Raw genomic sequence first — 26,552 nt, forward strand, 5'->3', positions numbered from 1 at the left:
TGCGAACCGGCCGGCCGGGTGGTGCGTCAACGCGTCACCGCGGTGCGGTAGACCCGCAGGTTGACCGGGATCAGCACCGCGATCAGGGCCGCCACCACGATCACCGCGAGCAGCACCGGGTGCCGGTCCGGCAGGCTGCTGCCGACCACCGACGGGGCGTTGCCCCACAGCTCCCGGCAGGCCGCGGCCACCAGGCTGACCGGGTTCCACTCGGCCACCGCGCGCAGCCAGGCGGGCAGCCCGGACAGCGGCATGAACGAGTTGGACAGGAACGACAGCACGACCAGGAACAGCGCCGAGATGCCGTTGATCGCCTCGGCGTTGCGCATCAGCATGCCGACCAGCGCGCCCAGCCAGAGCATCGCGTAGGCGAAGGCCAGCACCAGGACGAAGCCCAGGGCCGCCGAGCCGACGTCCTTGTGGATCCGCCAGCCGACGCCCAGGCCGGCCAGGGTGACGGCGAAGGTGGCGGCCGCGGCGGTCAGCAGGTCGGCCGCGGTGTGGCTGACCAGCACGGCGGAGCGGCCCATCGGCAGCGAGCGGAAGCGGTCGATCAGCCCGGTGCGCAGGTCGGTGGCCACGCCCAGCGCGGCGACGCCGACGCAGGTCAGGCCGACCTGGGCGAACACCCCGGCCATCACGTAGTCGTGGTACTCGCCGGAGCCGGTCACGGTCACCACGCTGGCGAACAGGTAGCCGAGCACGACCACCATGGTCACCGGGGTCAGGGTGATCGCGATGATCTTCTCCGGAGTGCGCCGCAGGTGCCGCAGGTGGCGGCCGATCAGCGCGGCGGTGTCTCCGATGGCCGTGCCGAGGCCGGCCGAGGCGCCGATGTCGCTCACTGCTCGTCTCCCGTCCGTCCGGCGGCGGCCGCCACCGGTTCCCGTTCGCCCTGCTCGGCCTCTTCGCCCTGCCCGGGCCCTTCGCCCTGCCCGGTCCGCGGCTGCGGTGCGCCCGGTGCGAGCGCGGGTGCGCCCTCCTCGGGGGCCCGGCCGATCTGGGTGCCGCGCCCGGTCAGGTGGAAGAACACGTCGTCCAGCGAGGGACGGCGCAGCGCGAAGTCCGTCACCGGCACCCGGGCCGTCTCCAGGGCGACCGCGGCGGCGGCGATGGTGCCGATGCCGTCGGCCAGTTGGACGGTGATCCGGCGCCCGGTGCGGTCCACCTCGGGTTGGGCGGCGGCCACCGGGGCGAGCACGGCCAGGGCCTGGGCGATGGCCGCGTCGGTGCCGACGCCCACCTCCAGCCACTCCTCGCCGACCTTGCGCTTGAGCTCGTCCGGGGTGCCCTCGGCGATCACCGTGCCGGTGTCGATGACCAGGATCCGGTCGGCCAGGAAGTCGGCCTCCTCCAGGTACTGGGTGGTGAGCAGCACGGTCACCCCCTGGGCGACCTGTTCGCGGACCATCTCCCAGAGCACCAGCCGGCTCGCCGGGTCCAGCCCGGTGGTCGGCTCGTCCAGGAACAGCACCTCGGGCCGGCCGATCAGCGCGGCGGCCAGGTCCAGCCGGCGGCGCATGCCGCCGGAGTAGGTCTGGGCCGGCTTCTCGGCGGCGTCCTCCAGCTCGAACCGGGCGAGCAGCTCGGCCGCCCGCTCCCGGGCGCCCTTGCGCCCCAGGTGCAGGAGCCGGCCCAGGAGTTCGAGGTTCTCGCGACCGGTGAGCAGCCCGTCGACGGCGGCGTACTGACCGGCCAGGCCGATCCGCCGGCGCACCTGGCGCTGCTGGCGCACGACGTCGAAGCCGGCCACCTCGGCCCGCCCCTGGTCCGGTTCGAGCAGGGTCGCGAGCAGTCGGACGGTGGTGGTCTTGCCGGCGCCGTTGGGGCCCAGCAGGCCGAGCACGGTGCCGGCCGCGACCTCGAGGTCCACGCCCTTGAGCGCGTGGTGATCGCCGTATCTCTTGCCGAGTCCGGTCGCCCTGATTGCGGTGTCCATCATTCATTCCCCCTTCCACGGAGGTCTGTGGATCGTTCGGAAAGCAGACGCCGGAGCACATTCCGGCGCGGAATCGTGAAATTCGGTGGAATCGTTCGGGTCGGCCCGCGGGCCCGGTCGGGTACTCGCGCACTCGACGACCGGTCGGTCGCTCGGGGCGGCCGGCCGACTTTCCCGAATCATCGGCCCGGCGTCACTCGAATGTGGTCCGCTCGAATGGTTGTCCCTCAACGGGGACCGACCGTAGCACCGGGGAAACGAGGCCGGTAAGGGGCTCCGGCCCGCCTCCGCTGGCAGCAGCTTGCCACCGCAGGATGCTGCAACTCCCAGGGGCTCCAAAGCCGTTCGCGAGGGCCTACGGTCATGGTTATTCCGCCGGTCCCCCTCGAGCCGGTCAGGACACATCCAACCCGTCTGTCGCCACCGCGGCTTGATCATTGCCGCCGATCGCAGGAGAGGTAATGGCACGTCAAAGCAATTTCGCGGCCCGGCTGGGCGAGTGGAGTGCCCAGCACCGCAAGACAGCCGTCTTCGGCTGGATCATCCTGGTCATCCTGGTCACCGTGCTCGGTGGCATGGTCGGGCAGAAGAGCCTGACCCAGGCCGACTACGGGACCGGGGAGTCCGGCAAGGCCGCCCAGATCCTCAAGGACGCCGGGATCAACGACCCGGTCAACGAGCTGATCCTGGTCCACAGCGACGCGCTGACCGCGGACTCCGCGGAGTTCCGCGGCGCCGTCCAGGCCACCGCCGACGCGGTCAACAAGACCGGTCTCGCGGAGAACCTGCGGGACCCGTACACCACCCAGGCCTTCTCGGCCGACAAGCACTCGGCGCTGATCATGTTCGCCGTCACCGGCGACCCGGACACCGCGGCCGACCGGATCGACCCGGTGATCACCGCCGTCCAGGACACCGCCAAGGCCCACCCCCAGGTGACCCTCGGCGAGTTCGGCGGCGCGACCGCCCTCAAGGGCATCAACGACAGCCTCGGCGACGACTTCACCCGCGCCGAACTGACCGCCCTGCCGGTCGCGTTGGGCATCCTGCTGGTGGTCTTCGGCGCCTTCGTGGCGGCCGTGCTGCCGGTGGCCCTGGCGGTCACCGCCTGCATCGGCGCGCTCGGGCTGCTCGCGCTGAGCAGCCAGGCGGTGCCGGTGGACGGCATGACCAACTCGGTGATGTTCCTGATGGGCCTCGCCGTCGGCGTCGACTACTGCCTGTTCTACCTGCGCCGCGAGCGCGAGGAGCGGGCGGCCGGCCGGGACAAGGCGACCGCGCTGCGGATCGCCGCCCACACCTCGGGCCACTCGGTGATGGTCTCCGGCCTCACCGTGATGGTCGCGATGGCCGGCATGTTCCTCTCCGGGCTGACCGTCTTCGAGGGCTTCGCGATGGCCACCATCGAGGTCGTCGCGGTCGCGGTGGTCGGTTCGATGACCGTGCTGCCGGCCCTGATGTCGATGCTCGGCGACAAGGTCGCGGCCGGCCGGATCCCGTGGATCAGCAAGCGCCGTCAGACCGCCGCGGCGAGCCCGAAGCCCGCCAACGCGCTGCTGCGCGGCGTGCTGGCCCGCCCGGGGATCTTCGCCCTGCTGTCCGCCGCCGTGCTGCTGGTGCTGGCCCTGCCGGCGCTCGGCATGAAGACCGAGAAGCTCGGCATGGACAAGCTGCTGCCCTCGGACAACCCGCTGGTCTCGGTCTCGCAGCGGATCGACCGCGAGTTCCCGGGGTCGCCCTCGCCCGCCACCGTGGTGGTCAAGGCCGACTCCATCGACTCGCCGCAGGTCGCCAAGAGCATCGAGGACTTCAAGCAGGCCGCCCTGGCCTCCGGGAAGACCGGCAACCAGATCGACGTGCGGTACTGGAAGGACAAGAACATCGCCCAGATCAGCGTTCCGCTGGCGGGCAACGGCACCGACGCCACCTCCAAGGCGGCCCTGTCGGCGCTGCGCGGGCAGATCGTCCCGCAGACCCTCAAGACCGTTCCGGGCACCACCGCGCTGGTCGCCGGTGACCTCGCCTTCTCGGTCGACTACAACAACCAGCTGGACCGCAGCATCGTCCCGGTGTTCGCCTTCGTCATGGGCGTCACCTTCCTGCTGATGCTGGTCTCCTTCCGCTCGCTGACCATCTCGATCACCTCGATCCTGCTCAACCTGCTCTCGGTGGCGGCCGCGTACGGCGTGATGACCGCGGTGTTCCAGCACGGCTGGGGCGCCTCGCTGGTGGGCACCAAGGCGCCGGGGGCGATCGAGTCCTGGATGCCGCTGTTCGTCTTCGTGGTGCTCTTCGGCCTCTCGATGGACTACCACGTGTTCGTGGTCTCCCGGATCCGCGAGGCCTACCTCTCGGGCAGGTCCAGCCGGGAGGCGGTCGGCCTCGGTATCCGCAACACCGCCGGGGTGGTCACCAGCGCCGGTCTGATCATGGTCGCGGTGTTCGCGGTCTTCGGCACCCTGGGCATGCAGGACTTCAAGCAGCTCGGCATCGGCCTGGCGGTCGCGGTCCTGCTGGACGCCACCCTGGTCCGCGCGGTGCTGCTGCCCGCGGTGATGGCCCTGCTCGGCGACGCCAACTGGTACCTGCCGCGCTGGCTGGGCGGCGGCCGCACCACCCGCGCCGCGCACGCCGCCGGGGCGCACCACGCCGCCGGCCAGCACGAGCCGGCCGGCACCGCCTACGTCGGCTGACCCGGCCCCGCCCGCCCCTCAGCACCGCCCGACCCCCGCCCGCACCGGGCGGACCCGACTGGAGCCACCACCGTGTTCGAGTTCAGAGTCATCGACGGCACCACCGCCCGCGAGCTCATCGCGGGAGCCCGCCCGAGGATCGTCCAGGAGGTCCGGGAGACCTACCTGACCCACGGCGCCGGCGAGTCCGTGAACCCCGACAGCTACTTCCTGCGGTTCCCGGCCAAGCCGGACGCCCGGATCATCGCCCTGCCGGCCTACCTCGGCGGCGGCGTCGGACTGGCCGGGATCAAGTGGATCAGCAGCTTCCCGGCCAACGTCGAGCGGGGCTTCCCGCGCGCCTCGGCCGCCCTGCTGCTGAACGACTACGAGACCGGCTACCCGTTCGCCGTCCTGGAGGCCTCGCAGATCAGCGCGGCCCGCACCGCGGCCTCCGCCGTGCTCGCCGCCGAGGTGCTCAGCGGCGGCCGTACGGCGGGCCGGCTGGCGGTGGTCGGCGCCGGCATCATCGCCCGCAACATCCTGGAGTTCTTCGGCGCCCAGCAGTGGGAGATCGACGAGCTGGTGGTGCACGACCGCAAGGCCGAGTACGCCCGGGCGCTGGTCGACCACGCCGACGCCGAACTCGGCTACCCGGCCCAGGTGGTGGAGGACCTGCACGAGGCGCTCAAGGGCGCCGACGTGGTGGTGCTGGCCACCACCGCGGGCGAGCCGTACATCCTCGACCCGGAGACCTTCGCCCCCGGGCAGCTGGTGCTCAACATCTCGCTGCGCGACCTCGCGCCGGAGATCATCGGCGGCGCGTACAACGTGCTCGACGACGTGGAGCACTGCATGAAGGCGAACACCTCTCCGCACCTGGCCGAACAGCTCTACGGCAACCGGGAGTTCGTCACCGGCACGCTGGCCCAGGTGATCGAGGGCGAGGTCGCCGTCGGCACCGACCGCCCGGTGGTCTTCTCGCCCTTCGGCCTCGGCGTGCTCGACCTGGCGGTCGGCGCGCTGGTGCACGACGAGGCGGTGGCGGCCGGCCGGGCGACCGAGATCCCCGGCTTCTTCGCGGAGACCACCCGCTGGTAGCCCCACCCCGGGCCCGCCCCACCGGGCCCGCCGACCCCGGGCCCGCCCCCCCACGAAGGGCCCGGCACCACCGACGAGGGCCCCGACCGCCGTGACCGCGGTCGGGGCCCTCGTGGCGTGCTCAGGCCTGCGCGCCGCCGAAGCGCGCCGCCCAGGCCGCCAGGTCCTCGTCGGTGACCTTCGCGAACAGCACCGGCGGCACGGTGAACGGCGTCCCGGCCGGGACGAGGTCCAGCGCCCGGGCCGCGTCCCCGTCGATCCAGGTCCGGGTGTCCCCGGGCAGCGCGAAGGCGCCGCGCATCGCGGCCGCCGCGGTCGGGACGAACGGCTCGGACACCACCGCGTACAGGTGGATCAGGTTCATCGCCGTCCGCAGGGTCAGCGCCGCCGCCTCCGGGTCGGTCTTCACCTGGAGCCAGGGCGCCTTCTCGTCCAGGTAGGCGTTTCCGGCGCTCCACAGCGCGCGCAGCGCCTGCGCCGCCTTGCGGAAGTTGAGCGCCTCCAGCTGGGCCTCGTACTCGGCCAGCAGGCCGGCGGTCTGCTCGCCGAGCCGCTCCTCGGCCCCGCCCGGCGCGGCCCCGGCCGGGACTTCGTCGCCGAAGCGCTTGCGGCTGAACGAGAGCACCCGGTTCACGAAGTTGCCGAGGGTGTCGGCGAGGTCCTTGTTGACCACCGAGGCGAAGAGGTCCCAGGTGAAGCTGGAGTCGTCCGACTCGGGGGCGTGCGCCATCAGGAAGTAGCGCCAGTAGTCGGCGGGCAGCAGCTCCAGCGCGACGTCGGTGAAGATGCCGCGCTTCTGGCTGGTGGAGAACTTCCCGCCGTAGTACGTCAGCCAGTTGAAGGCCTTGACGTAGTCGACCTTCTTCCACGGGCGGCGCGAGCCGAGGATCGTCGCCGGGAACATCACGGTGTGGAACGGGACGTTGTCCTTGGCCATGAACTCGGTGTAGCGGACGGTGTCGTCGGCCTCGTACCACCAGGACCTCCAGTCCCGCGGCTGCCCGGCCGGGGCGGCGTCCGCCCACTCCTTGGTGGCGCCGATGTACTCGATCGGGGCGTCGAACCAGACGTAGAACACCTTGCCCTCGGCGGCCAGTTCGGGCCACACGTCGGCCGGCACCGGGACGCCCCACTCCAGGTCGCGGGTGATCGAGCGGTCCTGGAGGCCCTCGGTCAGCCACTTGCGGGCGATCGAGGAGGCCAGCACCGGCCAGTCGTCGCCGTGCGCGGCGATCCAGGCCTCGACCTCCTCGGTCAGCTTCGACTGGAGCAGGAACAGGTGCCTGGTCTCCCGGACTTCGAGGTCGGCGCTGCCGCTGATCGCCGAGCGCGGCTCCAGCAGGTCGGTCGGGTCCAGCACCCGGGTGCAGTTCTCGCACTGGTCGCCGCGCGCCTTGTCGTAGCCGCAGTGCGGGCAGGTGCCGACGATGTAGCGGTCCGGCAGGAAGCGGCCGTCGGCGTTGGAGTACACCTGGCGGACCGCGCGCTCCTCGACGAAGCCGTTGCGCTGGAGCTCGCGGGCGATCTCCTGGGTGATCTCCCGGTTCTGCGGCGAGGAGCTGCGGCCGAAGTGGTCGAAGGACAGCCCGAAGCCGTCGTACACCGCCCGCTGGGCGTCGTGCGCCCGGGCGCAGAACTCGGCGACCGGCAACCCGGCCTCCTGCGCCGCCAGTTCGGCGGGCGTGCCGTGCTCGTCGGTGGCGCAGATGTACAGCACCTCGTGGCCGCGTTGGCGCAGGTAGCGGGCGTGGACGTCCGCCGGGAGCATCGACCCGACCAGGTTGCCCAGGTGCTTGATCCCGTTGATGTACGGAAGGGCGCTGGTGATCAGGTGCCGAGCCATCCTCGGATGCTCCGATTTCTCCCGCACGCGCACCCCACCCGGAGTGCGGTGCCAGGCGCAGGGGTCCACTGTGGGCTGCCAAGCCTACCGTCGGCCGCTCCGCCGACCGGCCCGCGACGGGGGCAGCGCGGCCTCACGGACGGGTGAAGTCGGCGTACCGGTCGAACTCCCCGGCCTTGACCCCGCGGACGAACGCCGCCCACTTGCGCGGCGTGGTCCGCACGACCACCTCGGGCAGGTCCGACTCGCGGATCTCCACCTGCCCGGCGTAGGTTCTGACCTCCACGCAGTCGGTGCTCTCGCCGCTGGTCGACGCCTTGCGCCACGTACTCATGAGAAGTCTTTCAGTAAGGCCCGGATGAACTCCCGGGACTCCGCCGCCCCCAGCGCGATCGCCGCGGTCTTCTCCTTGATCCGTCGGTAGGACGACAATTCCGCCTCGGAGTGCACGAACTTCGGCCCGTGCACGAGCTCGATCTGGACGGTGTCCAGCTCCGGGACGGGCCCGCGCGCGAGATACGGGCTCTCCGAGGAGCCGGTGTACGTGGGCACACTGAACGGGATCACCCGGATCTCCAGTCCGGGCCGCTCGGAATTCAGCAGCAGGCTGTGCAACTGGTCGCGCAGCACGGCGGGGCCGCCGAACTGCATCCGCAGCGCGGATTCGTGCAGGATCGCGGTGTACGGCTTCGGGCGGTCGACGAAGATCTGCTGGCGCCGAATCCGGAATTCCTTCCGGACCTGCGCCTCCTGGCGGTGCTGGGCGGGGAGCCGCTCGAACACCGCGGCCGCGTAGTCCGGGGTCTGCAGCAGCCCGGGGATGAAGGTGCTGTTGAGGATGGAGAGCGACGCGGCGTGGTGCTCCATCTCGGCGATGTCGATGATCCCGCCGGGCATCCGGCCCCGGTAGCCGTCCCACCAGTACTTGCGGCGGTCCTGGGTCATGGCGAGCAGCGCGTCCAGGTACGGGCCGTCGGGGCAGCCGCAGGTGCGCGCCCAGGTCCGGAGCCGTTCGGCGCTGATGCCCGACTTCCCGTTCTCCATCTGGGAGATCTTGGGCAGGTCGGTGCCGATCGTGGCGGCCAGGCTCTTGGGCGTCACGCCCACGCGTTCGCGCATCTTGCGCAGCTCGATCCCCAGGCGCTGCTGGCGGACGGTCGGCGACAAGCGGGGTGGCATGACTCTCTTCTCCGGATCGCGGCTTCGGTCGATGCTTCCGGTGAAGTGTGACGTGCACACCGGGCCCTAGCTAGCGAATTGGGGGATACCCCACGATGGAGTGAACGTCCAGTCCCTCGGTAGCAACTCTGGCACCCTGACCCTATGGTCGTCCGTGTCACTCGCTGACTTGTTGTCCCCTAAACAGTCGCCAAGTCGCCTATCGGCCCTGCCAATCAGCCGTAAATACACCCAGATGCACGGTCAGGGCGTTCGGCATCACCGACCGGAGACAGCCGTGCCCCTTCCTCCCCCTCCCGGCCCCCCGCACCCGCGCCCCCACCGCCCCCACCTCCCCCAGCGCATTTCCGTACCCCGGTGAATGCCCTTCTGGTCGCCGGATTGTCCGCCCTCCTCCTCGCCGTCCTTTTCGTCGGCTGGCTGGTCTGGCTGGTCAACATGCAGCCCCGGGAACTCCGCTCGACAAAACGGGAGTTGATCCCCCGTCATTCCACCCGTGCCGAGCACGAATAGCCCCGGCCCGGGGCCCGCCGTCAGCCGCGGGCGAGGCGGGCGGTCAGGCGGGCCTTGGCGGGGGGCCACTCGTCGGCGAGCATCGAGAAGTAGGCGCTGTCGCGCCAGGTGCCGGTGGGGCGGAGGCGGTGGCGGCGCAGGACGCCCTCGAACCGGGCGCCGAGGCGCAGGATGGCGTTGCGGGAGCGCTCGTTGAGGGCGTCGGTCTTCCAGTAGACGCGGCCGGTGCCGAGGTCCTCGAAGGCGTGGGTGAGCAGCAGCAGCTTGGCCTCGCTGTTGACCGCGGTGCGCCAGACGGAGCGGGCGTACAGGGTGCCGCCGATCTCGACGGACTCGTCCGTGGGGTTGATGTCGTGGTAGCCGGTGATGCCGACGGCGGTGCCGGCCGCGAGGTCGACGGCGGCGAACCAGACCGAGTCGCCCCGCTCGGCCCCGGCGATGCGGAGGTCCAGGATGCGGCCGAGCTCCTCCTCGGAGGCCGGCGGGAGGTCCATGGTCCAGCGCCAGACCTCGGGGTCGGAGCCGATGGCGGCCCACAGGTCGGCGAGGTGGTGGCGCCCCAGCGGCTCCAGGCGGATGTGGCGGCCGGTGAGGGTGATGGCGGTGGGCGGCTTCGCGGTCATGCCCCCGAACGTAGCGCGCCTCTGCACTAGATGCAATGGATTTACGTACTAGTGCAATGAGTCGAGGGCAAAGCGGAGGGCCCCGCGGGACGGTGCGTCCCGCGGGGCCCTCCGGAGGAACGGGCTCAGATGAACGAGTTGATCTGGATCGTCTCGTCCCGGCCCGGGCCGACGCCGATGGCGGAGATCGGCGCGCCGGACATCTCCTCCAGCGCCTTCACGTAGGCCTGGGCGTTCTTCGGCAGCTCGGCGAAGGTCTTCGCCTTGCTGATGTCCTCGGTCCAGCCCGGCAGCGTCTCGTAGATCGGCTTGGCGTGGTGGAAGTCCGACTGGTTGTAGGGGAGTTCCTCGACCCGCCGGCCGTCGATCTCGTACGCGACGCAGACCGGGATCTGCTCCCAGCCGGTCAGCACGTCGAGCTTGGTGAGGAAGAAGTCGGTGAGGCCGTTGACCCGGGTCGCGTAGCGCGCGATGACGGCGTCGAACCAGCCGCAGCGGCGGTCGCGGCCGGTGGTGACACCGCGCTCGCCACCGATCCGGCGCAGCGCCTCGCCGTCCTCGTCGAGCAGCTCGGTCGGGAACGGGCCGGAGCCGACGCGGGTGGTGTAGGCCTTGAGGATGCCGATGACCCGGTCGATCTTGGTGGGGCCGATGCCGGCGCCGGTGCAGGCGCCGCCCGCGGTCGGGTTCGACGAGGTCACGAAGGGGTACGTGCCGTGGTCGACGTCGAGCAGGGTGCCCTGGCCGCCCTCCAGCAGGACGACCTTGTTCGCCTTGAGCGCCTCGTCCAGGACGAGGGTGGTGTCGGCGAGGAAGGGCCGGATCTTGTCCGCGTAGCCCAGGTACTCCTCGACCACCAGGTCGGCCGGGATGGCGCGGCGGTTGTAGAGCTTGACCAGGATCTGGTTCTTGTCGTGCAGCGCCGCCTCGATCTTCTGGCGCAGGATCGACTCGTCGAACAGGTCCTGGACCCGGATGCCGACGCGGTTGATCTTGTCCGCGTAGGTCGGGCCGATGCCGCGGCCGGTGGTGCCGATCCGGCGCTTGCCGAGGAAGCGCTCGGTGACCTTGTCGATGGTCCGGTGGTACGGGGTGATCAGGTGGGCGTTGCCCGAGACCAGCAGCTTCGAGGTGTCGATGCCGCGCTCGTTCAGGCCGGCCAGCTCGGAGAGCAGCACGCCCGGGTCGATGACGACGCCGTTGCCGATGACCGGGGTCACGTTCGGGCTGAGGATGCCGGAGGGGAGCAGGTGCAGGGCGTACTTCTGGTCGCCGATGACCACCGTGTGACCGGCGTTGTTGCCGCCCTGGTAGCGGACGACGTAGTCGACGGAGCCGCCGAGGAGGTCGGTGGCCTTCCCCTTGCCCTCGTCCCCCCACTGAGCGCCAACGAGCACGAGTGCCGGCACAGGCGTACACCCCTTCCGGTTGGGGCATCCTGCGTAGGCCGCAGTCTGCCCCGAGATAGACGAAGCCCCTGGCGCAATGGCGCAAGGGGCTCTTGCACCGAGAGATTACCTGAGGAAGGACCGGTCGTGTCGTCCCTGTCCACGCCTGGAACCGGCGGTCCCGAGCCCCTTCTGCTGCTGCTCGACCCGGTGGCCCGGCGGACCGACGGGGAGTCGGTGCGGATCGCGAGGGACGTGCTCTGCGGGGGTGCGGACGTCAAGGTGGCCTATCCGGACAACCCGACCGAACTCGACCGGATGCTTTCGCACCGGGGTCGGCGGCGACCGGTGGTGATCGGTTCCGACCTCGCCCTGCAGCGGGTGCTCCAGGCCCTGCACCGCCAGCGTGAGCTGGGCGCGGATCCGGTGGGCATGGTTCCGGTCGGCCGCGCGGAGGAGCTGGCGGCGGCCCGCGCACTGGGTGTGCCGGAGGAGCCGGTGCGGGCCGCGCGGGCGGTGCTGTCGGGGTCGCCGCGCACCTTCGACCTGCTGGTGGACGACGGTGGCGGGGTGGCGCTCGGCGGGGTGCGGATCACCGGCGGCGGAGCGCCCCGCTCGGAGGGCCGTCCGGGTGGTTGGCGTTCGCTATGGGCGAAACTGGCTGCGGCCGAGCAGGCGAACGCACTCACCTCCGACGCGGTCGACCACAGCCCCCGGGTCCGGGTCGAGGCGGACGGCCGGCTGCTGGCCGACGTGCACCGCCCGGTCCGGCTGGTCGAGCTGACCCTCACCGGCGCCGGCGCGGACGGCGCCGGCGTGCTGGAGGTGGTGGTCCGCGCGCCCGGCGCGCTGGTGCGGGCGCGGGCGGCCAGCGTCTCGGTGGTCGGGCGCGGCTTCGGCTACGAGGCGGACGGCCATCCGGTCGGCCCGGTCCGGGCCCGGACCTGGACGGTGCACCCGGGCGCCTGGGGCCTGTTGCTGCCCGCCGCGTGACCTCCGGGTGAACCCCGGGTGAGCAGGCTCACGTTCGGAGCCGCCCGGCGACCACCGCTGCGCACACGGAAAGCCCCAACGGGCGCGAACCGCAAGGCCAACCGCCGCCCGCCGGAATTCCCCCACCCGAATTCCCGGCTCCGTAAGGGGTTTTGTCTACGCGCGTTACTCCGCGATCTCCGCCCGGAGCGGACCTCCCGGGTACCGGAAGCCCTGGTCAACTGCCCTAGACTCGAAGGCGTGCCACGTGGTGACGGAAGACTCAACCACGATCTTCTTCCCGGTGAGAAAGGCCCCCAGGACGCTTGCGGCGTCTTCGGTGTCTGGGCTCCCGGCGAGGAGGTCGCCAAGCTCACGTTCTTCGGCCTTTACGCCCTGCAGCACCGCGGTCAGGAATCCGCGGGCATCGCAGTGAGCAATGGCTCCCAGATTCTCGTCTTCAAGGACATGGGACTCGTCTCCCAGGTCTTCGACGAGGCCTCCCTGGGGTCGTTGCACGGGCATATCGCCGTCGGACACGCCCGCTACTCGACCACCGGTTCCTCGGTCTGGGAGAACGCCCAGCCGACCTTCCGGGCGACCGTCCACGGTTCGCTGGCCCTCGGGCACAACGGAAACCTGGTGAACACCGCCGAACTGGCGGCCATGGTCGCCGAACTGCCCGGCGAGGAGCACGTCTCGCGCTCCGGCCGGACCGCCGCGACCAACGACACCGACCTGGTGACCGCGCTGCTGGCCGGCCACCCGGACCTCTCCATCGAGGAGACGGCCAAGGTCGTGCTGCCGAAGGTCAAGGGCGCCTTCTCGCTCGTCTTCATGGACGAGCACACCCTCTACGCCGCCCGCGACCCGCAGGGCATCCGCCCGCTGGTGCTCGGCCGGCTGGAGCGCGGCTGGGTGGTCGCCTCCGAGACGGCGGCGCTGGACATCTGCGGCGCCTCCTTCATCCGCGAGGTCGAGCCCGGCGAGCTCATCGCCATCGACGAGAACGGCATGCGCACCTCGCGCTTCGCCGAGGCCAAGCCCAAGGGCTGCGTCTTCGAGTACGTCTACCTGGCCCGCCCCGACACCTCCATCGCCGGCCGCAACGTGCACCTCTCCCGGGTGGAGATGGGCCGTCGGCTGGCCGTGGAGGCCCCGGTCGAGGCCGACCTGGTGATAGCGACGCCCGAGTCCGGCACCCCCGCCGCGATCGGCTACGCCGAGGCCAGCGGCATCCCGTACGGCTCCGGCCTGGTGAAGAACGCCTACGTGGGCCGCACCTTCATCCAGCCCAGCCAGACGATCCGCCAGCTCGGCATCCGGCTCAAGCTGAACCCGCTGCGCGAGGTCATCGCCGGCAAGCGCCTGGTGGTGGTGGACGACTCGATCGTCCGCGGCAACACCCAGCGCGCGCTGGTGAAGATGCTGCGCGAGGCGGGCGCCGCCGAGGTGCACATCCGGATCTCCTCGCCCCCGGTGAAGTGGCCCTGCTTCTTCGGCATCGACTTCGCCACCCGCGCGGAGCTGATCGCCAACGGCATGACCATCGAGGAGATCGGCCGCACGCTCGGCGCCGACTCGCTCTCGTACATCTCGATCGACGGCATGATCGAGGCCACCAAGCAGCCCAAGGACAGGCTCTGCCGGGCCTGCTTCGACGGCGAGTACCCGATGGAGCTGCCGGACCCGGCGCTGCTCGGCAAGCTCCTGCTGGAGGCCGAGATCAAGGGCGGCCAGCAGCAGCCGGCCGTCCGCGGCAAGCCGACCAGCGGCAGCGACCTGGACGGCGTCCAGTCGCTGCTCGGCGGGGCGGGCGCGGCCGACGCGCTGCGCCGCCCGTAGCGAATCCACGGTGGGGTCCCGCGAACCGGGGCCCCACCGCTGTTTCCGAACCACCCCCACCTGACCCGAAAGGGCCGCACGCAGTGACCAGCAACCAGAACGGCGCCACCTACGCCGCCGCCGGTGTCGACATCGAGGCGGGCGACCGCGCCGTCGAGCTCATGAAGCAGTGGGTGAAGAAGGCCAGCCGCCCCGAGGTGGTCGGCGGTCTCGGCGGCTTCGCCGGCCTCTTCGACGTGTCCGCCCTCAAGAACTACGAGCGGCCGCTGCTGGCCTCGGCCACCGACGGCGTGGGGACCAAGGTGGCCATCGCGGCCGCCATGGACAAGCACGACACCATCGGCCACGACCTGGTCGGCATGGTCGTGGACGACCTCGTGGTGTGCGGCGCCGAGCCGCTCTTCATGACCGACTACATCTGCGTCGGCAAGGTCGTCCCCGAGCGGGTCGCCTCGATCGTCAAGGGCATCGCCGAGGGCTGCGCGCTGGCCGGCTGCGCCCTGGTGGGCGGCGAGACCGCCGAGCACCCGGGCCTGCTCGGCCCGGACGAGTACGACGTCGCGGGCGCCGGCACCGGCGTGGTCGAGGCCGACGCGCTGCTGGGCGCCGAGCGGGTCCGGGCCGGCGACGTGGTGATCGCGATGGCCGCCTCCGGCCTGCACTCCAACGGCTACTCGCTGGTCCGCCACGTGCTGCTGAACGAGGCCGGCTGGAAGCTGGACCGCAAGGTCGAGGAGTTCGGCCGCACCCTCGGCGAGGAGCTGCTGGAGCCGACCCGGATCTACTCGCTGGACTGCCTGGCGCTCACCCGGGCCACCGAGGTGCACGCCTTCTCGCACGTCACCGGCGGCGGCCTGGCGGCCAACCTGGCCCGGGTGATCCCGGAGGGCCTGCACGCCCGCCTGGACCGCGGCACCTGGACCCCGCTGCCGGTCTTCCGGACCGTCGCCGAGGTCGGCAAGGTGGCCACCCTGGAGATCGAGAAGACGCTCAACATGGGCGTCGGCATGGTCGCCGTCGTCCCGCCGCACTCGGTGGACGTGGTGCTGTCGATCCTGGAGGACCGGGGCGTCGAGGCCTGGCTGCTCGGCGACGTGGTCGACCGCACGGACGAGCACGAGGCCGGTGCGGCCCTGTACAACGCCTACGAGGGCTTCACGACGGCCTGACGGCCGGTCGGACGCGCAGAGGGCCCCTCCGGAGCACCGGAGGGGCCCTCTCGCACGTAGCGGTGCCCCCATCCGCCCCGAGCCGAAGGGGCGCGCCGGTGCCGAAAGGGAGAAGCGAGGGAGCGAGGAACGAGCGAGGGAGCGCCGACCGTCGGCACCGGGTCGGAGCGCCCCGGAGGCGAGGGGCGACCAACACAGCAACGCCGAAGACCGGTCCGGCGCCCAGGGGCGTCAGGACCGGTCAGGCGAAGCTGCGGTTACGAGCGGCGGGAGGCCTGCGACGGCCCGGTGCCCGGCTCGCTGTCGTCCTCGTCGTCGAGGTCGGCGTAGCGGGCGGCGTACTCCGCGTACGGGTCGTCGTCCTCCACCTCCTCGATCGGCTCAGGGTCGATCGGAGCGGTGGACGGCGATGCGCCCAGCTCGTTGGACAGACGGTTAGCATCGAACCCGCCGCTGTTGTACTTCAGCTCGCGGGCGACCTTCGTCTGCTTGGCCTTGGCCCGGCCGCGCCCCATGGGTCGACCCCCTCAACGATGGGGCTCACGGCCCCGAGTCTGACACGTGTTCATGATCAGGACCGGCCTGCCCGAATGGGAGGACCGTCCCTTGGAGCATTAACGGTACCTGTTTCCGCCGCTGGACGGTACGTCGTGGTTGTGACGTGGCGCGCACTGACCGCACCCGAGACCAGGTCTTCCCAGGTCAGGGGAGGTTTTGCGGCGATTTGCACGCTGTCCAGAGGTGTCTCGGGTCCGTCGTTCCAGGACTGATTATCCCCCCTACGGGGGCGTTGGATCACCTGATCGGACGCAGAAGTGAGAATCCGGTTCCACATCGTGATGCGCGGGGGGCCGGAGGTGGCGGCCCCCCGCGCGTCAGGCGCCCGGGAGGGGTCCGGAGGGGGTCCGGGCGGAGCCGGACCGGCCCGCCGGATCAGCCGCGGCGCGAGCCCGGCAGCAGGACCGTGCGCAGCGCGCTGATCTCGCGCATCCGCTTCTCGGCCAGGCGGTCCGCGGCGACGGCCGGCGGGATGCCGTCGGAGGCGGCCCGGGTGAAGATCTCCAGGGTGGTGTCGAAGATCTTGGTGGCCTTGTTCTTGGCCCGCTCGAAGTTGAAGCCGTCGATCTCGTCGGCGACCTGGATCACGCCGCCGGAGTTCACCAGGTAGTCGGGGGCGTAGAGGATGCCGCGGTCGGCCAGGTCCTTCTCGACGCCCGGGTGGGACAGCTGGTTGTTGGCCGCACCGCAGACGATCGAGGTGCCGAACCCGCCGAGCGCGGCGACCACGTCGTCGGTCAGCGCGCCGCCGAGGGCGCACGGGGCGTAGACGTCCAGCTCGGCCCGGAGCAGGGCGGCGGTGTCGGCGACCACCTCCACCTCGGGGTGGGCGGCGCGCACCCGGTTGACGGCCGCCTCGAACGGGTCGGTGACGACGACGGTGGCGCCGTCCGCGACCAGGTGGCCGACCAGGTAGTGGCCGACCTTGCCGACGCCCGCGACGCCGACCCGCTTGCCGCGCAGGGTCGGCTGGCCCCAGCGGGCCTGGGCGCTGGCGCGCATGCCCTGGAAGACGCCGAAGGCGGTCAGGATGGAGGAGTCGCCGGCGCCGCCGTGCTCGGGCGAGCGGCCGGTCACGAACTCGGTCTCGCGCGCGACGACGTCCATGTCCTGGACGTAGGTGCCCACGTCGCAGGCGGTGATGTAGCGGCCGCGCAGCGACTCGACGAAGCGGCCGTAGGCGCGGAGCATCGCCTCGTTCTTGTCCTTGTTCGGGTCGCCGATGATGACGGCCTTGCCGCCGCCGAGGTCGAGCCCTGCCAGCGCGTTCTTGTAGGACATGCCGCGGGACAGGTTCAGCGCGTCCTCCAGGGCCGCCTCCTCGGAGGCGTACGGGAAGAAGCGGGTGCCGCCGAGGGCGGGGCCGAGCGCGGTGGAGTGGATGGCGATGATCGCCTTGAGACCGGAGCTGCGGTCGTGGCAGAGGACGACCTGCTCGTGGCCGTCGCCGGGGGCGCCGTCCTGCTCGGTCCGGAAGATCCTGCTGAGCACACCGGGTGCGGGGTGCGTGGCGGGGGTCTGTACGTCGGTCACTGTGGTGACTCCAGTATCGAGGGCCCGCTGCTGTGGTGCGGGCGTCTGGGGCGAAAGCGTAGTCGCGCGCGCGGGCCCGACCGGCCCTCTTGTCCGAGCTTGTGCCCATTGTCCGAGGAGTGAGACGCGAGGGGGCCGGAGTCCGGGCGCGAACGGTTCGGGGTCGCGCCCTCCCGGGGCCGGGCGGCGCGTGCGACCATGCAGGACGTGACCGTCGTGCGCACCTCCGTACTGCCGCCCTACGCGGCCCACCTGCGGGTCTACGAGCCGCTGGCGGCCTATCCGGAGCCCGAGCGGGCGCACTGGCAGGCCTACGCCGCGGAGCACGGGCCGGACGCCGCCGCGGCGGAGCAGTCGGTCGCGGCGGCGGTGCTGGAGGAGCAGCGGGCCGCCCTGGTGGAGCTGGCCGCCCGCACGCCCCGGGCGCTGCCGGAGCAGGAGAGCGGCCGGGCGTACCTGCGGACCGTGGACGGCGTACTGTACGTGTGCCCGTGGGCGACCAGGCTGCGCAGTTGGCAGGCGCTGGAGGAGCTGCGGGCGGGGGCCCCGGTGGCGCTGGTGGACACCGCGGTGCCGCCGGTGACCCGGGCGGCCGCCGAGGCGGACCGGGAGCGCTGGCTGGCCGGGCACCCGGACGCCCGGCCGTGGATCCTCACCAGCCGGTGGGAGGTCCCGGTGCGCTGGTTCCTGCCGTTCGGGGACGAGGACCGGTGCTTCGTTCCGGGGGGAGCGGGCACGGAGGAGGGGGAGCGGGGGAGGCCGGCGGCGCTGTTCTACCTGGTGCCGATGGCCCAGGCGCGGCGCCGGGTGGCACGGGCCTACCGGGCGCTGCGCGAGGCGGTGCCGGACGGGGAGCTGGTGCGCGGGGCGGAGCGGGTCGGGCGGTGGCTGGAGGAGTTCCATCCGCGCTCGCTGGTGGAGCTGGACTACGGGGGGCTGGTGCATCTGTTGGGGCCGGAGCGGTTGTTGGCGGACCGTTCGGCGGGGGAGCTGGAGGACGGGCTGCGCGCGCTGCGGGCCGGGGACACCGCGGAGGCGCTGCGGGCGTACGGGGAGCTGACGGGGCGGTGGCAGCGGGTGCTGGCGCTGCGGCACGCGAACTGACGTCGGACCTCCCGTGTATGACTGTCAGAGGTCTTTGGTCCACAACGGTGCCGACCAAGGTCCCGGTTCGGGTCAATAGCTGTCGAACGTGACACTACTCACCGTTGACGCGAACTAACCCCTATGTGCAAAAATGGGACAACCAGCCCAACTTCACGTGAGCGTGCCCACTTTTGGGTGGTTCTGGAGTCGATGCGTGCTTTGCGGGGAAACGGAGGGTCTGGTCCCCTCGTAACCGGATGTCACGGCCGTGTGACTGTCCGTTATGGGGTGGTCCATCGCCATCCGTCGGCCTTGAACCCGTGAGGGGTCAATTTTGGCGGTTTGGTCGATAGGGCTGGACGGATGGTGTAGTTGTAGACACCAGGACAAGCCGTTCGTCCTATAACCGACTCGGCCCGTCTATGCCATTTCGGGCATCGCGGGCCAAGGTGCAGAATTTGAAGGATAGAACCGCCCTGGTTCGGTTCTCCCGAGGAGGCCGCTCATGACCGCTCGTACCCCTGATGCTGAGCCGCTGCTGACGCCGGCAGAGGTTGCCACCATGTTCCGCGTGGACCCGAAGACGGTCACCCGCTGGGCCAAGGCCGGCAAGCTCACGTCGATCCGCACGCTCGGCGGTCACCGCCGCTACCGTGAGGCGGAGGTGCGCGCTCTGCTGGCGGGGATTCCCGCTCAGCGCACTGAGGCCTGATAGGCCAAAGGCTCTTTCGAAGGGGCCGCTTACCGGACTCCGCCGGGTCCGGTAAGCGGCCCCTTTGTCATACCCGGCGACGGCCCCCCAACGGTCGGAATGCTGAACTCCGGATAACGATTCGGTGCGCATGGTGCGGGGGGGATTTACAGTGAATAACAGTGCAATTTTACATATTAAATTAGTGGAGTCCGGAACGGGTCGTTTCGAGGGCGGTTTCACGGGGGTGCGGGTGACGACCGTCACGCGTTCAACCACTTGTGGTCCGGATCCGGTGCGGAGTAAGGGCCGTACGGCCAAACGCAAGAGGCCCGGAACCTTGACGATTCCGGGCCTCTCGCACTGCGGCGATCCTGACGGGACTTGAACCCGCGACCTCCACCTTGACAGGGTGGCGAGCTAACCAACTGCTCCACAGGACCAGAGTGTTCTGATCTCGTTCACCCGCTTGCCGCGCTGCGAACAAGACAGACTGTAGCCCATGGTGGGCCCCCAGGTCGAACTGGCTCCTGAGGGCCCCACGGCGCACCCGCAGCTCAGCGGTGCCGCCCGGGTCACAGCGTGGCCCGGGCCGCCTCCATCGCCTTGGTGATCCGCTTCTCCGAGACCGGGCTCGGCGTGCCCAGCCCCTGGGCGAAGAAGCTGACCCGCAGCTCCTCGATCATCCAGCGGATCGCCAGCACCTCCGCGGAGGGCTGCTGCCCGGCCGGCACGGCGGCCAGCAGCTCCCCGTACGCCTGCTGCACCTGCTGGACCTTCAGTAGCTGCTGGGCGTCCCGCTGCGGGTGGTTGGGCAGCGCCTCCAGCCGGCGGTCCACCGCCAGCAGGTAGCGCTTGAGGTCGGGCAGCCGCTGCCAGCCGGTGGCGGTCACGAAGCCCGGGTGCACCAGCGAGGCCAGGTGCAGCCGGACGTCGTTCACCGCGTTCAGCAGCACCGGGCTGCTCACCGACTTCAACCGGGTCGAGGCCTTGTGGAAGGCGATCAGCGCGGTGGCCGTCTTGAGCGTGGTGTCCGCGGACAGGTCGTACAGGTCCGTCCGCACCTTGTCGTGCAGCTTGGCGAAGGCCGCCTCGTCCCAGGCCGGGCCGCCGGACAGCGTCATCAGCCGGTCCGTCGCGGCGGCGACCACGTCCTCGAACAGGGCGGCGATCGAGCCGTGCGGGCTGTGCGAGAGCGCCAGCTTGGCCTGGTTGCCCAGCCGGCCCTGGATCGACTTGGCCGGGGAGGTGGTGGTCAGCATCAGCAGCCGGCGGGTGCCCGCCCACATCGCCTGCGCCTGCGCCGGCGGGGTGTCGAACAGCTTCACGCCGACCGTGGCGCCCTCGTCCACCAGCGCCGGGTAGGCGCGCAGCGAGTGGCCGCGGGAGCGCTGCTCGAAGGTGCGCTGGAGCACCGGCAGCCCGGCCGGCCAGGCGGTCAGCCCACTCTGCTCGATGCCCTGCCCGGAGGCGGCCGAGGAGAGCGTCTCCTTGAGCTTGGGCTTGAGCCTCAGCCGCAGCTCCTCCAGGTCCTTGGACTCGGCCAGCCGGCGCTTCCCGTCCACCACCCGGAAGGTCACCTTGAGGTGCTCCGGGACCCGCTCGTCGTCCCAGGCCTCCGGGGGCACCGTGACGGCCGTCAGGCGCTTGAGGGCGTGCTCCAGGGACGGCAGCAGCGGTTCCTGGCGGTCCTTCACCGCGCGCAGCGCCGCCCGGGCGAAGTCCGGGGCCGGCACGAAGTTGCGCCGGATCGCCTTCGGCAGCGACTTGATGTACGCGGTGACCAGCTCCTCCCGCAGACCGGGGATCTGCCAGTCGAAGCCCTCCGCGGTGACCTGGTTGAGCACCGGCAGCGGGATGTGGACGGTCACGCCGTCCGCGTCGCTGCCCGGCTCGAACTGGTAGGTCAGCCGGAAGCGCAGCTTGCCCTGCTGCCAGTGGTCCGGGTAGTCGGCCTCGGTGACGCCGTCCGCGGCGTCGTTGATCAGCATCGACTTCTCGAAGTTCAGCAGGTCCGGCTGCTCGTGCCGGGCCTTCTTCCACCAGGAGTCGAAGTGCCGGGTGGAGACGACCTCCTCGGGCAGCCGGGCGTCGTAGAAGTCGAACAGGGTCTGGTCGTCCACCATGATGTCCCGGCGGCGGGCCCGGTTCTCCAGCTCCTCGACCTCGCCGAGCAGCTTGCGGTTCTCGGCGAAGAACCTGTGGTGGGTCTCCCAGTCGCCCTCGACCAGCGCGTTGCGGATGAACAGCTCGCGACAGAGCTCCGGGTCGATCCGGCCGTAGTTGATCTTCCGCTGGGCGACGATCGGCACCCCGTAGAGGGTCACTTTCTCGTAGGCCAGCACGGCACCGGACTTCTTCTCCCAGTGCGGCTCGCTGTAGCTGCGCTTGATCAGGTGCCCGGCCAGCGGCTCGACCCACTCGGGCTCGATCTTCGCGTTGATCCGGGCCCACAGCCGGGAGGTCTCCACCAGCTCGGCCGACATCAGCCAGCGCGGCGGCTTCTTGAACAGGCCGGAGCCCGGGAAGACCGCGAAACGGGCGCCGCGGGCGCCGCCGTACTCGCGCTTCTCCACGTCGAACAGGCCGATGTGGGAGAGCAGTCCGGCCAGCAGCGACTGGTGGATCCGGTCCGCGTCCGGCTCGGCGTCGGGATGCGGCTCCTCGATCGTCACGCCCAACTGCTTCGCCACGGTGCGCAGCTGGGTGTAGACGTCCTGCCACTCCCGTATCCGCAGGTAGTTGAGGAACTCGGACTTGCACATCCGGCGGAAGGCCGAGGAGGAGAGCTCCTTCTGCTGCTCCCGGACGTAGCGCCACATCGCCAGGTAGGACAGGAAGTCGGAGGTCTCCGAGGTGAACCGGCGGTGCCGTTCGTCGGCGGCCTGGCGCTTCTCGGCCGGGCGCTCGCGCGGGTCCTGGATGGACAGCGCGGCGGCGATCACCATGACGTCCCGGACGCAGCCGTTCCGGTCCGCCTCCAGCACCATGCGGGCCATCCGCGGGTCGACCGGGAGCTGGGCCAGCTTGCGGCCGAGCGCGGTCAGCCGCTTGCGCGGGTTTTTCTCCTCCGGGTCCAGCGCGCCCAGTTCGTGCAGCAGGTGGACGCCGTCCTTGATGTTGCGCGAGTCCGGCGGGTCCAGGAACGGGAAGGCGGAGATGTCGCCCAGGCCCGCCGCGGTCATCTGCAGGATCACCGAGGCCAGGTTGGTGCGCAGGATCTCGGCGTCGGTGAACTCCGGGCGGGAGAGGAAGTCCTCCTCCGAGTAGAGCCGGATGCAGATGCCGTCCGAGGTGCGGCCGCAGCGGCCCTTGCGCTGGTTGGCGCTGGCCTGGCTGATCGCCTCGATCGGCAGCCGCTGCACCTTGGTGCGGTGGCTGTAGCGGGAGATCCGGGCGTTGCCCGGGTCGATCACGTACTTGATGCCGGGGACGGTCAGCGAGGTCTCGGCCACGTTGGTGGCCAGCACGATCCGGCGGCTGCTGGAGCGCTGGAACACCCGGTGCTGCTCGGCCGAACTGAGCCGGGCGTACAGCGGGAGGATCTCGGTGCCGCGCAGTTTCAGCTTGGTGAGGGCGTCGGCGGTGTCGCGGATCTCGCGCTCGCCGGAGAGGAAGACCAGGATGTCGCCCGGGCCCTCGTCCTGGAGCTCCTGGGCGGCCTCGCAGATCGCCTGGATCTGGTCGCGGTCGCGGTCCGCCTCGTCGGCCTCGTCGTCGCCGTCGTCCAGGACGGGGCGGTAGCGGACCTCGACCGGGTAGGTGCGGCCGGACACCTCGATCACCGGGGCGTCGCCGAAGTGCCGGGCGAAGCGCTCCGGGTCGATGGTCGCGGAGGTGATCACGACCTTGAGGTCGGGGCGGCGGGGGAGCAGCTGCTTGAGGTAGCCGAGCAGGAAGTCGATGTTGAGGCTGCGTTCGTGCGCCTCGTCGATGATCAGGGTGTCGTACTGGCGCAGGTCCCGGTCGGTCTGGATCTCCGCCAGCAGGATGCCGTCCGTCATCAGCTTGACCAGGGTGTCCCGGCCGACCTGGTCGGTGAACCGGACCTTCCAGCCGACCGCCTCGCCGAGCGGGGTGTCCAGCTCCTCCGCGACGCGCTCCGCCACCGTGCGGGCGGCGATCCGGCGCGGCTGGGTGTGGCCGACCAGACCGCGGACGCCGCGGCCCAGCTCCAGGCAGATCTTCGGGATCTGGGTGGTCTTGCCGGAACCGGTCTCACCGGCGACGATCACCACCTGGTGGTCCCGGATCGCCGCCAGGATGTCGTCCTTCTTCTGGCTGACCGGGAGCTCGGCGGGATAGGTGATCTTCGGCACGGCGGCCCGGCGCTGCTCGACCAGCAGCTCGGCGCGGTCGATCTCGGCGGCGATCTCGGCGGCGACCTGCTGACGGGCCTCCGGCTTGCGGACCCGGCGGGCCCCCTCCAGCCGGCGCCCGATCCGCACCTCGTCGCGAAGGGTCAGCTCGGGCAGGCGGGCGGCCAGCTCACCGATTCCGGGACCCTCGGCGGGAACGGAGGCGGACTGGACTGCGGGAGAACTCACTGCGGGCATCCCTCTAGGTTCGCAAGGAGGCACGGCGGAGCGCACCTCGGTTTTCGAGCCCCTCCAGTGTCACAGCCGCCGGTGCCCAATCGCGAACGCCGGGCGCCCCGGTCGCGCGGGCCGCGCGGAACGCGTCCGACGGGCCGGGCGGAACGCGTTCGACGGGCCGGGCAACGATCCACGGCGGTTCCGGACTCTGGAGGGGGAGGAGGTGCTCATGGGAGCCCACGAGACCGCACGGGACGAGGAGTTCCGGGCGTTCACCGGCAGTGCGTGGTCACGGCTGCTGCGGACGGCCTACCTGCTGGCGGGGGACCGGCACGGCGCCGAGGACCTGGTCCAGCAGGCGCTGGAACGGGCCTACGTGCACTGGAACAAGGTCCGGGCTGCCGACGACCCGAACGCCTACGTGCGCCGCATCCTGATCAACGAGCACGCCCGGCGGTACCGGCGCAGACCGGTCGAGTACCTGGTCGAGGCCTTCCCCGACCGGCCCGCCCCGGCCGGCCCCGACCCGGACGACCGGGCCGTGCTGCTCGGCGCCCTCGCCGCCCTGCCGCCGCGCCAGCGGGAGGCCGTCGTCCTGCGGTACTGGGAGGACCTCAGCGAGTCCCAGACCGCGGCCGCGATGAACTGCTCGGTCGGCACGGTGAAGAGCCAGGCCGCCCGGGGGCTGGCCAAACTGCGGGAGTCCTCCTCACTCAACGGACTGGCCAGCATCGGAGGTAGCAGCAGATGAGCACGGAGTCCATGCCCGGGGACGAGGACGTGGAGGCGGCCGAGGCCGTGGTCTCGTGGGAGCTGGGCGAGCTGGCGGACAGCGTCGAGGCCGGGCCGGTGCCGTACGACCGGCTGCTGGCCGGCGGGCGGCGGCGGCTGCGGCGGCGCCGGCTGCTGACCGGGGCGGCGGTCGCCGGGCTGGTCGTCGCGGTCGGCGGGGCGGGGACGCTGATCGGCGGCCCGGGCACGGTGTTCGGCGGGTACGGGCGGGGCGCCGGCAGCGCCTCGGTGGCGGCGGTCCCGCCGGCGGCCGTCTCCCCGGCGGCTCCGGGCGCCCCGTCGGCGCCGGAGCTGCCGGGGCCCGGGGTGGCCCCGGTGTCCCCGACGGTCTCCTCGGCCGGAGCCGCCCCGACGGCCTCCGCGACGCCCTCGCCGTCCCGGCCGGCCCGGGACCCGTTCTCGCCGCTGCGGGTCAAGATCAACGAAGGCACGGTGAGCGGCCACGCCCTGGAAGCCTGGATCGCCCTGTGGCCGGCCGCGCCCACCGCGGCGGACGGCCTGGCCCAGGCCCGGCTGATCCAGCAGGAGCGGAGAACCGTCGACCCGCGCCTGCCGGACGACCCCCAGGGGGGCGGCCTCCAGCCCTGGACCCCGAACACCGACCGGGCCGAGGTCTATCTGACCGTGGACGGCAAACGGCAGCCGGGCGACTTCGTCGACCCGGTTCCCGGCCCGGGCGGGACGGCGCAGGACGATCAGGGTGCCGTGATCGGCAGCCGCGGGCTCAACCGCGTCGTCGACACGGGGGGCAGCCCGCAGATGGTGGTCGTCAAGGCCCGGCCCGAGGTCGAGAGGGTCGTGGTCAAGTGGGAGAGCGGCATGGTCATCGAGACGGAGCCGGTGGCGGTCGGCGACTCCCCGGTCCGCTGGTACGCCGTCATCCGCATCCCGGCACCCGGCAACAACACCGTCGTCTCCTACGCGGCCGACGGATCGGTGCTGCGGACCCAGAAGGCCTGGTGGTGAGCGGGGCCGGAGCTCAGGGCTGGAGCGCGGCCTCGTCGGCGTCCGGGAGCCAGTCCCGGGCCGGGTCGTACTCCAGCCACCGGCTGCGGGCCGCCTCCGCGGTGAACGCCCTCAGCAGGAAGTCCAGTTGGCGGCCCCGGTCGGCGTCCCGGTCGGAGCGCCAGAGCAGCGACCAGGCGTAGAGGGGGGTCGGGCCGGCCAGGGGAACGGTCCGCACGCCCGGGCGGCCGGGCAGCGGGCCGTCGGCCGGCACCAGCGAGAAGCAGGTCGGATCCGCGGCGACCTGGTCCAGGAAGTGCTCCAGGCCGAGGTTGGTCGAACCGACCCGGCCGTCGATGCCGAACCGGGTGGCGAAACGGGTCAGGAAGTCCAGGCGGTCCACCGCCGCCGGGTAGCGCAGCACGCTGCCGCGCAGATCCGTCGGGGCCAGGGCGTCGCGGCCCGCCAGCGGATGGTCGGCGCTCAGCAGGGCGTCCACCGGCTCCAGGCGGACCAGGCGGTGCGTCAGACCGGCATCGGTGCCGCCGGGGAGGGCGTGCACCCGGCCGAACCCGGCATCCGACTCGCCACGCAGCACCGCGGCCGCCACGGAGGGCAGGTCGCGGCCCGGCACCGGCTCCACCTCCAGGCCCGGCGCCGCGTCCACCGCCTGGGCGAGGGTGCGCATCGGGGCGTACAGGTGGCCCCACACGTCGATCCGCAGGGGCCGCCCGGCACCTGCCACCGCCGCCACGGCCCGCTCTCCCTGGGACAGCAGGCGGCGGGCGGGCTCCAGGAACCGGGTGCCCGGGGCGGTCAGGGTCACCCCGCGGGCGCCGCGTTCCAGCAGGCGGACGCCGAGGGCGGCCTCCAGGCGGGCCACCCGCTTCGACAGGCCCTGCTGGGTGATGCCCAGGCGGCCGGCGGCGCGGCCGAAGTGGAGTTCTTCGGCGGTTGCGGTGAAGGCTCTTACCTGTGCCAGATCCAGATCCACCTCGGCACCCTAGCGGGTGCCGTTGTGGGGGTGAGGGGGCCGCTGCGCGGGGCTGGGGTGGGGCGGGGGGGCTTTCGGGAGGGTGGGTGGGTCCGGGGGCGGTTCCGGGGGGGGGTGCTCCGGCGGCTGGGTGATTTTCGGACCGCCGACTCTGTGGGTGGGGTGTGATCGCCG

General features: G+C 71.6%; 21 protein-coding genes and 1 tRNA gene. 10 read left to right on the forward strand and 12 right to left on the reverse strand.

Going from position 1 to position 26,552, the window contains the following annotated elements; genetic code table 11:
• Window positions 1-26: 26 nt before the first annotated feature.
• Both ACFY2K_RS31440 and ACFY2K_RS31445 read right to left on the reverse strand, forming a co-directional pair.
• Entirely contained in the window at window positions 27-845 is an 819-nt protein-coding gene (locus ACFY2K_RS31440; RefSeq protein ID WP_380525583.1) for an ABC transporter permease, read from the reverse strand.
• Window positions 842-1,939: an ATP-binding cassette domain-containing protein gene (locus tag ACFY2K_RS31445; protein ID WP_387716081.1), complete on the reverse strand. Its 1,098-nt coding sequence runs from the start codon at window positions 1,937-1,939 to the stop codon at window positions 842-844. The genes ACFY2K_RS31440 and ACFY2K_RS31445 overlap by 4 nt, the downstream gene beginning before the upstream one ends.
• 461 nt (window positions 1,940-2,400) lie before the next feature.
• Between ACFY2K_RS31445 and ACFY2K_RS31450 the strand changes: the two genes are divergently transcribed.
• Together ACFY2K_RS31450 and sbnB are read left to right on the forward strand one after the other, a co-directional pair.
• Entirely contained in the window at window positions 2,401-4,632 is a 2,232-nt protein-coding gene (locus ACFY2K_RS31450; RefSeq protein WP_375896276.1) for an MMPL family transporter, read from the forward strand.
• A gap of 72 nt (window positions 4,633-4,704) precedes the next feature.
• A complete protein-coding gene (gene sbnB / locus ACFY2K_RS31455) occupies window positions 4,705-5,712 on the forward strand; it encodes a 2,3-diaminopropionate biosynthesis protein SbnB (protein ID WP_375896278.1) in 1,008 nt (335 codons plus the stop codon).
• Between the two features lie 121 nt (window positions 5,713-5,833).
• Here sbnB and metG read toward each other — a convergent pair whose 3' ends face one another.
• From metG to ACFY2K_RS31470, 3 genes are all read right to left on the reverse strand, one after another.
• Window positions 5,834-7,555 (reverse strand): methionine--tRNA ligase, encoded by a 1,722-nt coding sequence (metG, locus tag ACFY2K_RS31460; RefSeq protein ID WP_380594171.1) that lies wholly within the window; start codon window positions 7,553-7,555, stop codon window positions 5,834-5,836.
• A 133-nt stretch (window positions 7,556-7,688) separates the two neighbouring features.
• Complete coding sequence (locus tag ACFY2K_RS31465) at window positions 7,689-7,889, reverse strand: DUF397 domain-containing protein (protein ID WP_387716071.1); 201 nt, start codon at window positions 7,887-7,889, stop codon at window positions 7,689-7,691.
• Window positions 7,886-8,734, reverse strand: coding sequence for a helix-turn-helix domain-containing protein (locus ACFY2K_RS31470; protein WP_387716073.1), 849 nt, complete (start codon window positions 8,732-8,734; stop codon window positions 7,886-7,888). The genes ACFY2K_RS31465 and ACFY2K_RS31470 overlap by 4 nt, the downstream gene beginning before the upstream one ends.
• Before the next feature lie 357 nt (window positions 8,735-9,091).
• Here ACFY2K_RS31470 and ACFY2K_RS31475 point away from each other — a divergent pair, with 357 nt between their 5' ends.
• Window positions 9,092-9,247 (forward strand): hypothetical protein, encoded by a 156-nt coding sequence (locus ACFY2K_RS31475; RefSeq protein ID WP_380525581.1) that lies wholly within the window; start codon window positions 9,092-9,094, stop codon window positions 9,245-9,247.
• A gap of 20 nt (window positions 9,248-9,267) precedes the next feature.
• Here the strand turns inward: ACFY2K_RS31475 and ACFY2K_RS31480 are convergent, their stop codons facing one another.
• Together ACFY2K_RS31480 and ACFY2K_RS31485 are read right to left on the reverse strand one after the other, a co-directional pair.
• Window positions 9,268-9,870 (reverse strand): GNAT family N-acetyltransferase, encoded by a 603-nt coding sequence (locus ACFY2K_RS31480; RefSeq protein WP_375896291.1) that lies wholly within the window; start codon window positions 9,868-9,870, stop codon window positions 9,268-9,270.
• 125 nt (window positions 9,871-9,995) lie between these two features.
• The gene (locus tag ACFY2K_RS31485; protein WP_375896292.1) at window positions 9,996-11,279 is read right to left on the reverse strand and encodes an adenylosuccinate synthase; all 1,284 of its coding nucleotides are present in this window, start codon (window positions 11,277-11,279) and stop codon (window positions 9,996-9,998) included.
• Window positions 11,280-11,405: 126 nt separating this feature from the next.
• Here ACFY2K_RS31485 and ACFY2K_RS31490 point away from each other — a divergent pair, with 126 nt between their 5' ends.
• From ACFY2K_RS31490 to purM, 3 genes are all read left to right on the forward strand, one after another.
• Complete coding sequence (locus ACFY2K_RS31490; RefSeq protein WP_375896295.1) at window positions 11,406-12,251, forward strand: diacylglycerol kinase; 846 nt, start codon at window positions 11,406-11,408, stop codon at window positions 12,249-12,251.
• A gap of 240 nt (window positions 12,252-12,491) precedes the next feature.
• Complete coding sequence (purF, locus tag ACFY2K_RS31495) at window positions 12,492-14,075, forward strand: amidophosphoribosyltransferase (protein WP_380525580.1); 1,584 nt, start codon at window positions 12,492-12,494, stop codon at window positions 14,073-14,075.
• An 83-nt stretch (window positions 14,076-14,158) separates the two neighbouring features.
• The gene (purM, locus tag ACFY2K_RS31500) at window positions 14,159-15,244 is read left to right on the forward strand and encodes a phosphoribosylformylglycinamidine cyclo-ligase (RefSeq protein WP_375896300.1); all 1,086 of its coding nucleotides are present in this window, start codon (window positions 14,159-14,161) and stop codon (window positions 15,242-15,244) included.
• A 257-nt stretch (window positions 15,245-15,501) separates the two neighbouring features.
• On the opposite strand, the gene ACFY2K_RS31505 is transcribed toward purM, so the two are convergent.
• Together ACFY2K_RS31505 and ACFY2K_RS31510 are read right to left on the reverse strand one after the other, a co-directional pair.
• The gene (locus tag ACFY2K_RS31505; protein WP_375896303.1) at window positions 15,502-15,759 is read right to left on the reverse strand and encodes a DUF3073 domain-containing protein; all 258 of its coding nucleotides are present in this window, start codon (window positions 15,757-15,759) and stop codon (window positions 15,502-15,504) included.
• Window positions 15,760-16,177: 418 nt separating this feature from the next.
• Window positions 16,178-17,335 (reverse strand): Glu/Leu/Phe/Val dehydrogenase dimerization domain-containing protein, encoded by a 1,158-nt coding sequence (locus tag ACFY2K_RS31510; RefSeq protein WP_380525579.1) that lies wholly within the window; start codon window positions 17,333-17,335, stop codon window positions 16,178-16,180.
• A 207-nt stretch (window positions 17,336-17,542) separates the two neighbouring features.
• Between ACFY2K_RS31510 and ACFY2K_RS31515 the strand changes: the two genes are divergently transcribed.
• The gene (locus ACFY2K_RS31515) at window positions 17,543-18,439 is read left to right on the forward strand and encodes a hypothetical protein (RefSeq protein WP_375896309.1); all 897 of its coding nucleotides are present in this window, start codon (window positions 17,543-17,545) and stop codon (window positions 18,437-18,439) included.
• Between the two features lie 487 nt (window positions 18,440-18,926).
• A complete protein-coding gene (gene bldC / locus ACFY2K_RS31520; protein ID WP_014137253.1) occupies window positions 18,927-19,133 on the forward strand; it encodes a developmental transcriptional regulator BldC in 207 nt (68 codons plus the stop codon).
• 348 nt (window positions 19,134-19,481) lie between these two features.
• Here the strand turns inward: bldC and ACFY2K_RS31525 are convergent.
• Both ACFY2K_RS31525 and hrpA read right to left on the reverse strand, forming a co-directional pair.
• A tRNA-Asp gene (locus ACFY2K_RS31525) sits at window positions 19,482-19,555 on the reverse strand.
• 132 nt (window positions 19,556-19,687) lie between these two features.
• Window positions 19,688-23,668 (reverse strand): ATP-dependent RNA helicase HrpA, encoded by a 3,981-nt coding sequence (gene hrpA, locus ACFY2K_RS31530; RefSeq protein ID WP_387716078.1) that lies wholly within the window; start codon window positions 23,666-23,668, stop codon window positions 19,688-19,690.
• Between the two features lie 208 nt (window positions 23,669-23,876).
• Between hrpA and ACFY2K_RS31535 the strand changes: the two genes are divergently transcribed.
• Both ACFY2K_RS31535 and ACFY2K_RS31540 read left to right on the forward strand, forming a co-directional pair.
• Window positions 23,877-24,398 (forward strand): SigE family RNA polymerase sigma factor, encoded by a 522-nt coding sequence (locus ACFY2K_RS31535; RefSeq protein WP_375896314.1) that lies wholly within the window; start codon window positions 23,877-23,879, stop codon window positions 24,396-24,398.
• Window positions 24,395-25,405, forward strand: coding sequence for a hypothetical protein (locus ACFY2K_RS31540; RefSeq protein WP_375896317.1), 1,011 nt, complete (start codon window positions 24,395-24,397; stop codon window positions 25,403-25,405). Before ACFY2K_RS31535 ends, ACFY2K_RS31540 begins: the two co-directional genes overlap by 4 nt.
• A gap of 13 nt (window positions 25,406-25,418) precedes the next feature.
• On the opposite strand, the gene ACFY2K_RS31545 is transcribed toward ACFY2K_RS31540, so the two are convergent.
• Window positions 25,419-26,378 carry a LysR family transcriptional regulator gene (locus ACFY2K_RS31545; protein ID WP_380594177.1) on the reverse strand — a complete coding sequence of 320 codons (960 nt, stop codon included), beginning with the start codon at window positions 26,376-26,378 and terminating at the stop codon, window positions 25,419-25,421.
• Window positions 26,379-26,552: the final 174 nt, after the last annotated feature.

Source organism: Kitasatospora sp. NPDC001309, assembly GCF_042896295.1.
GTDB lineage: Bacteria > Actinomycetota > Actinomycetes > Streptomycetales > Streptomycetaceae > Kitasatospora.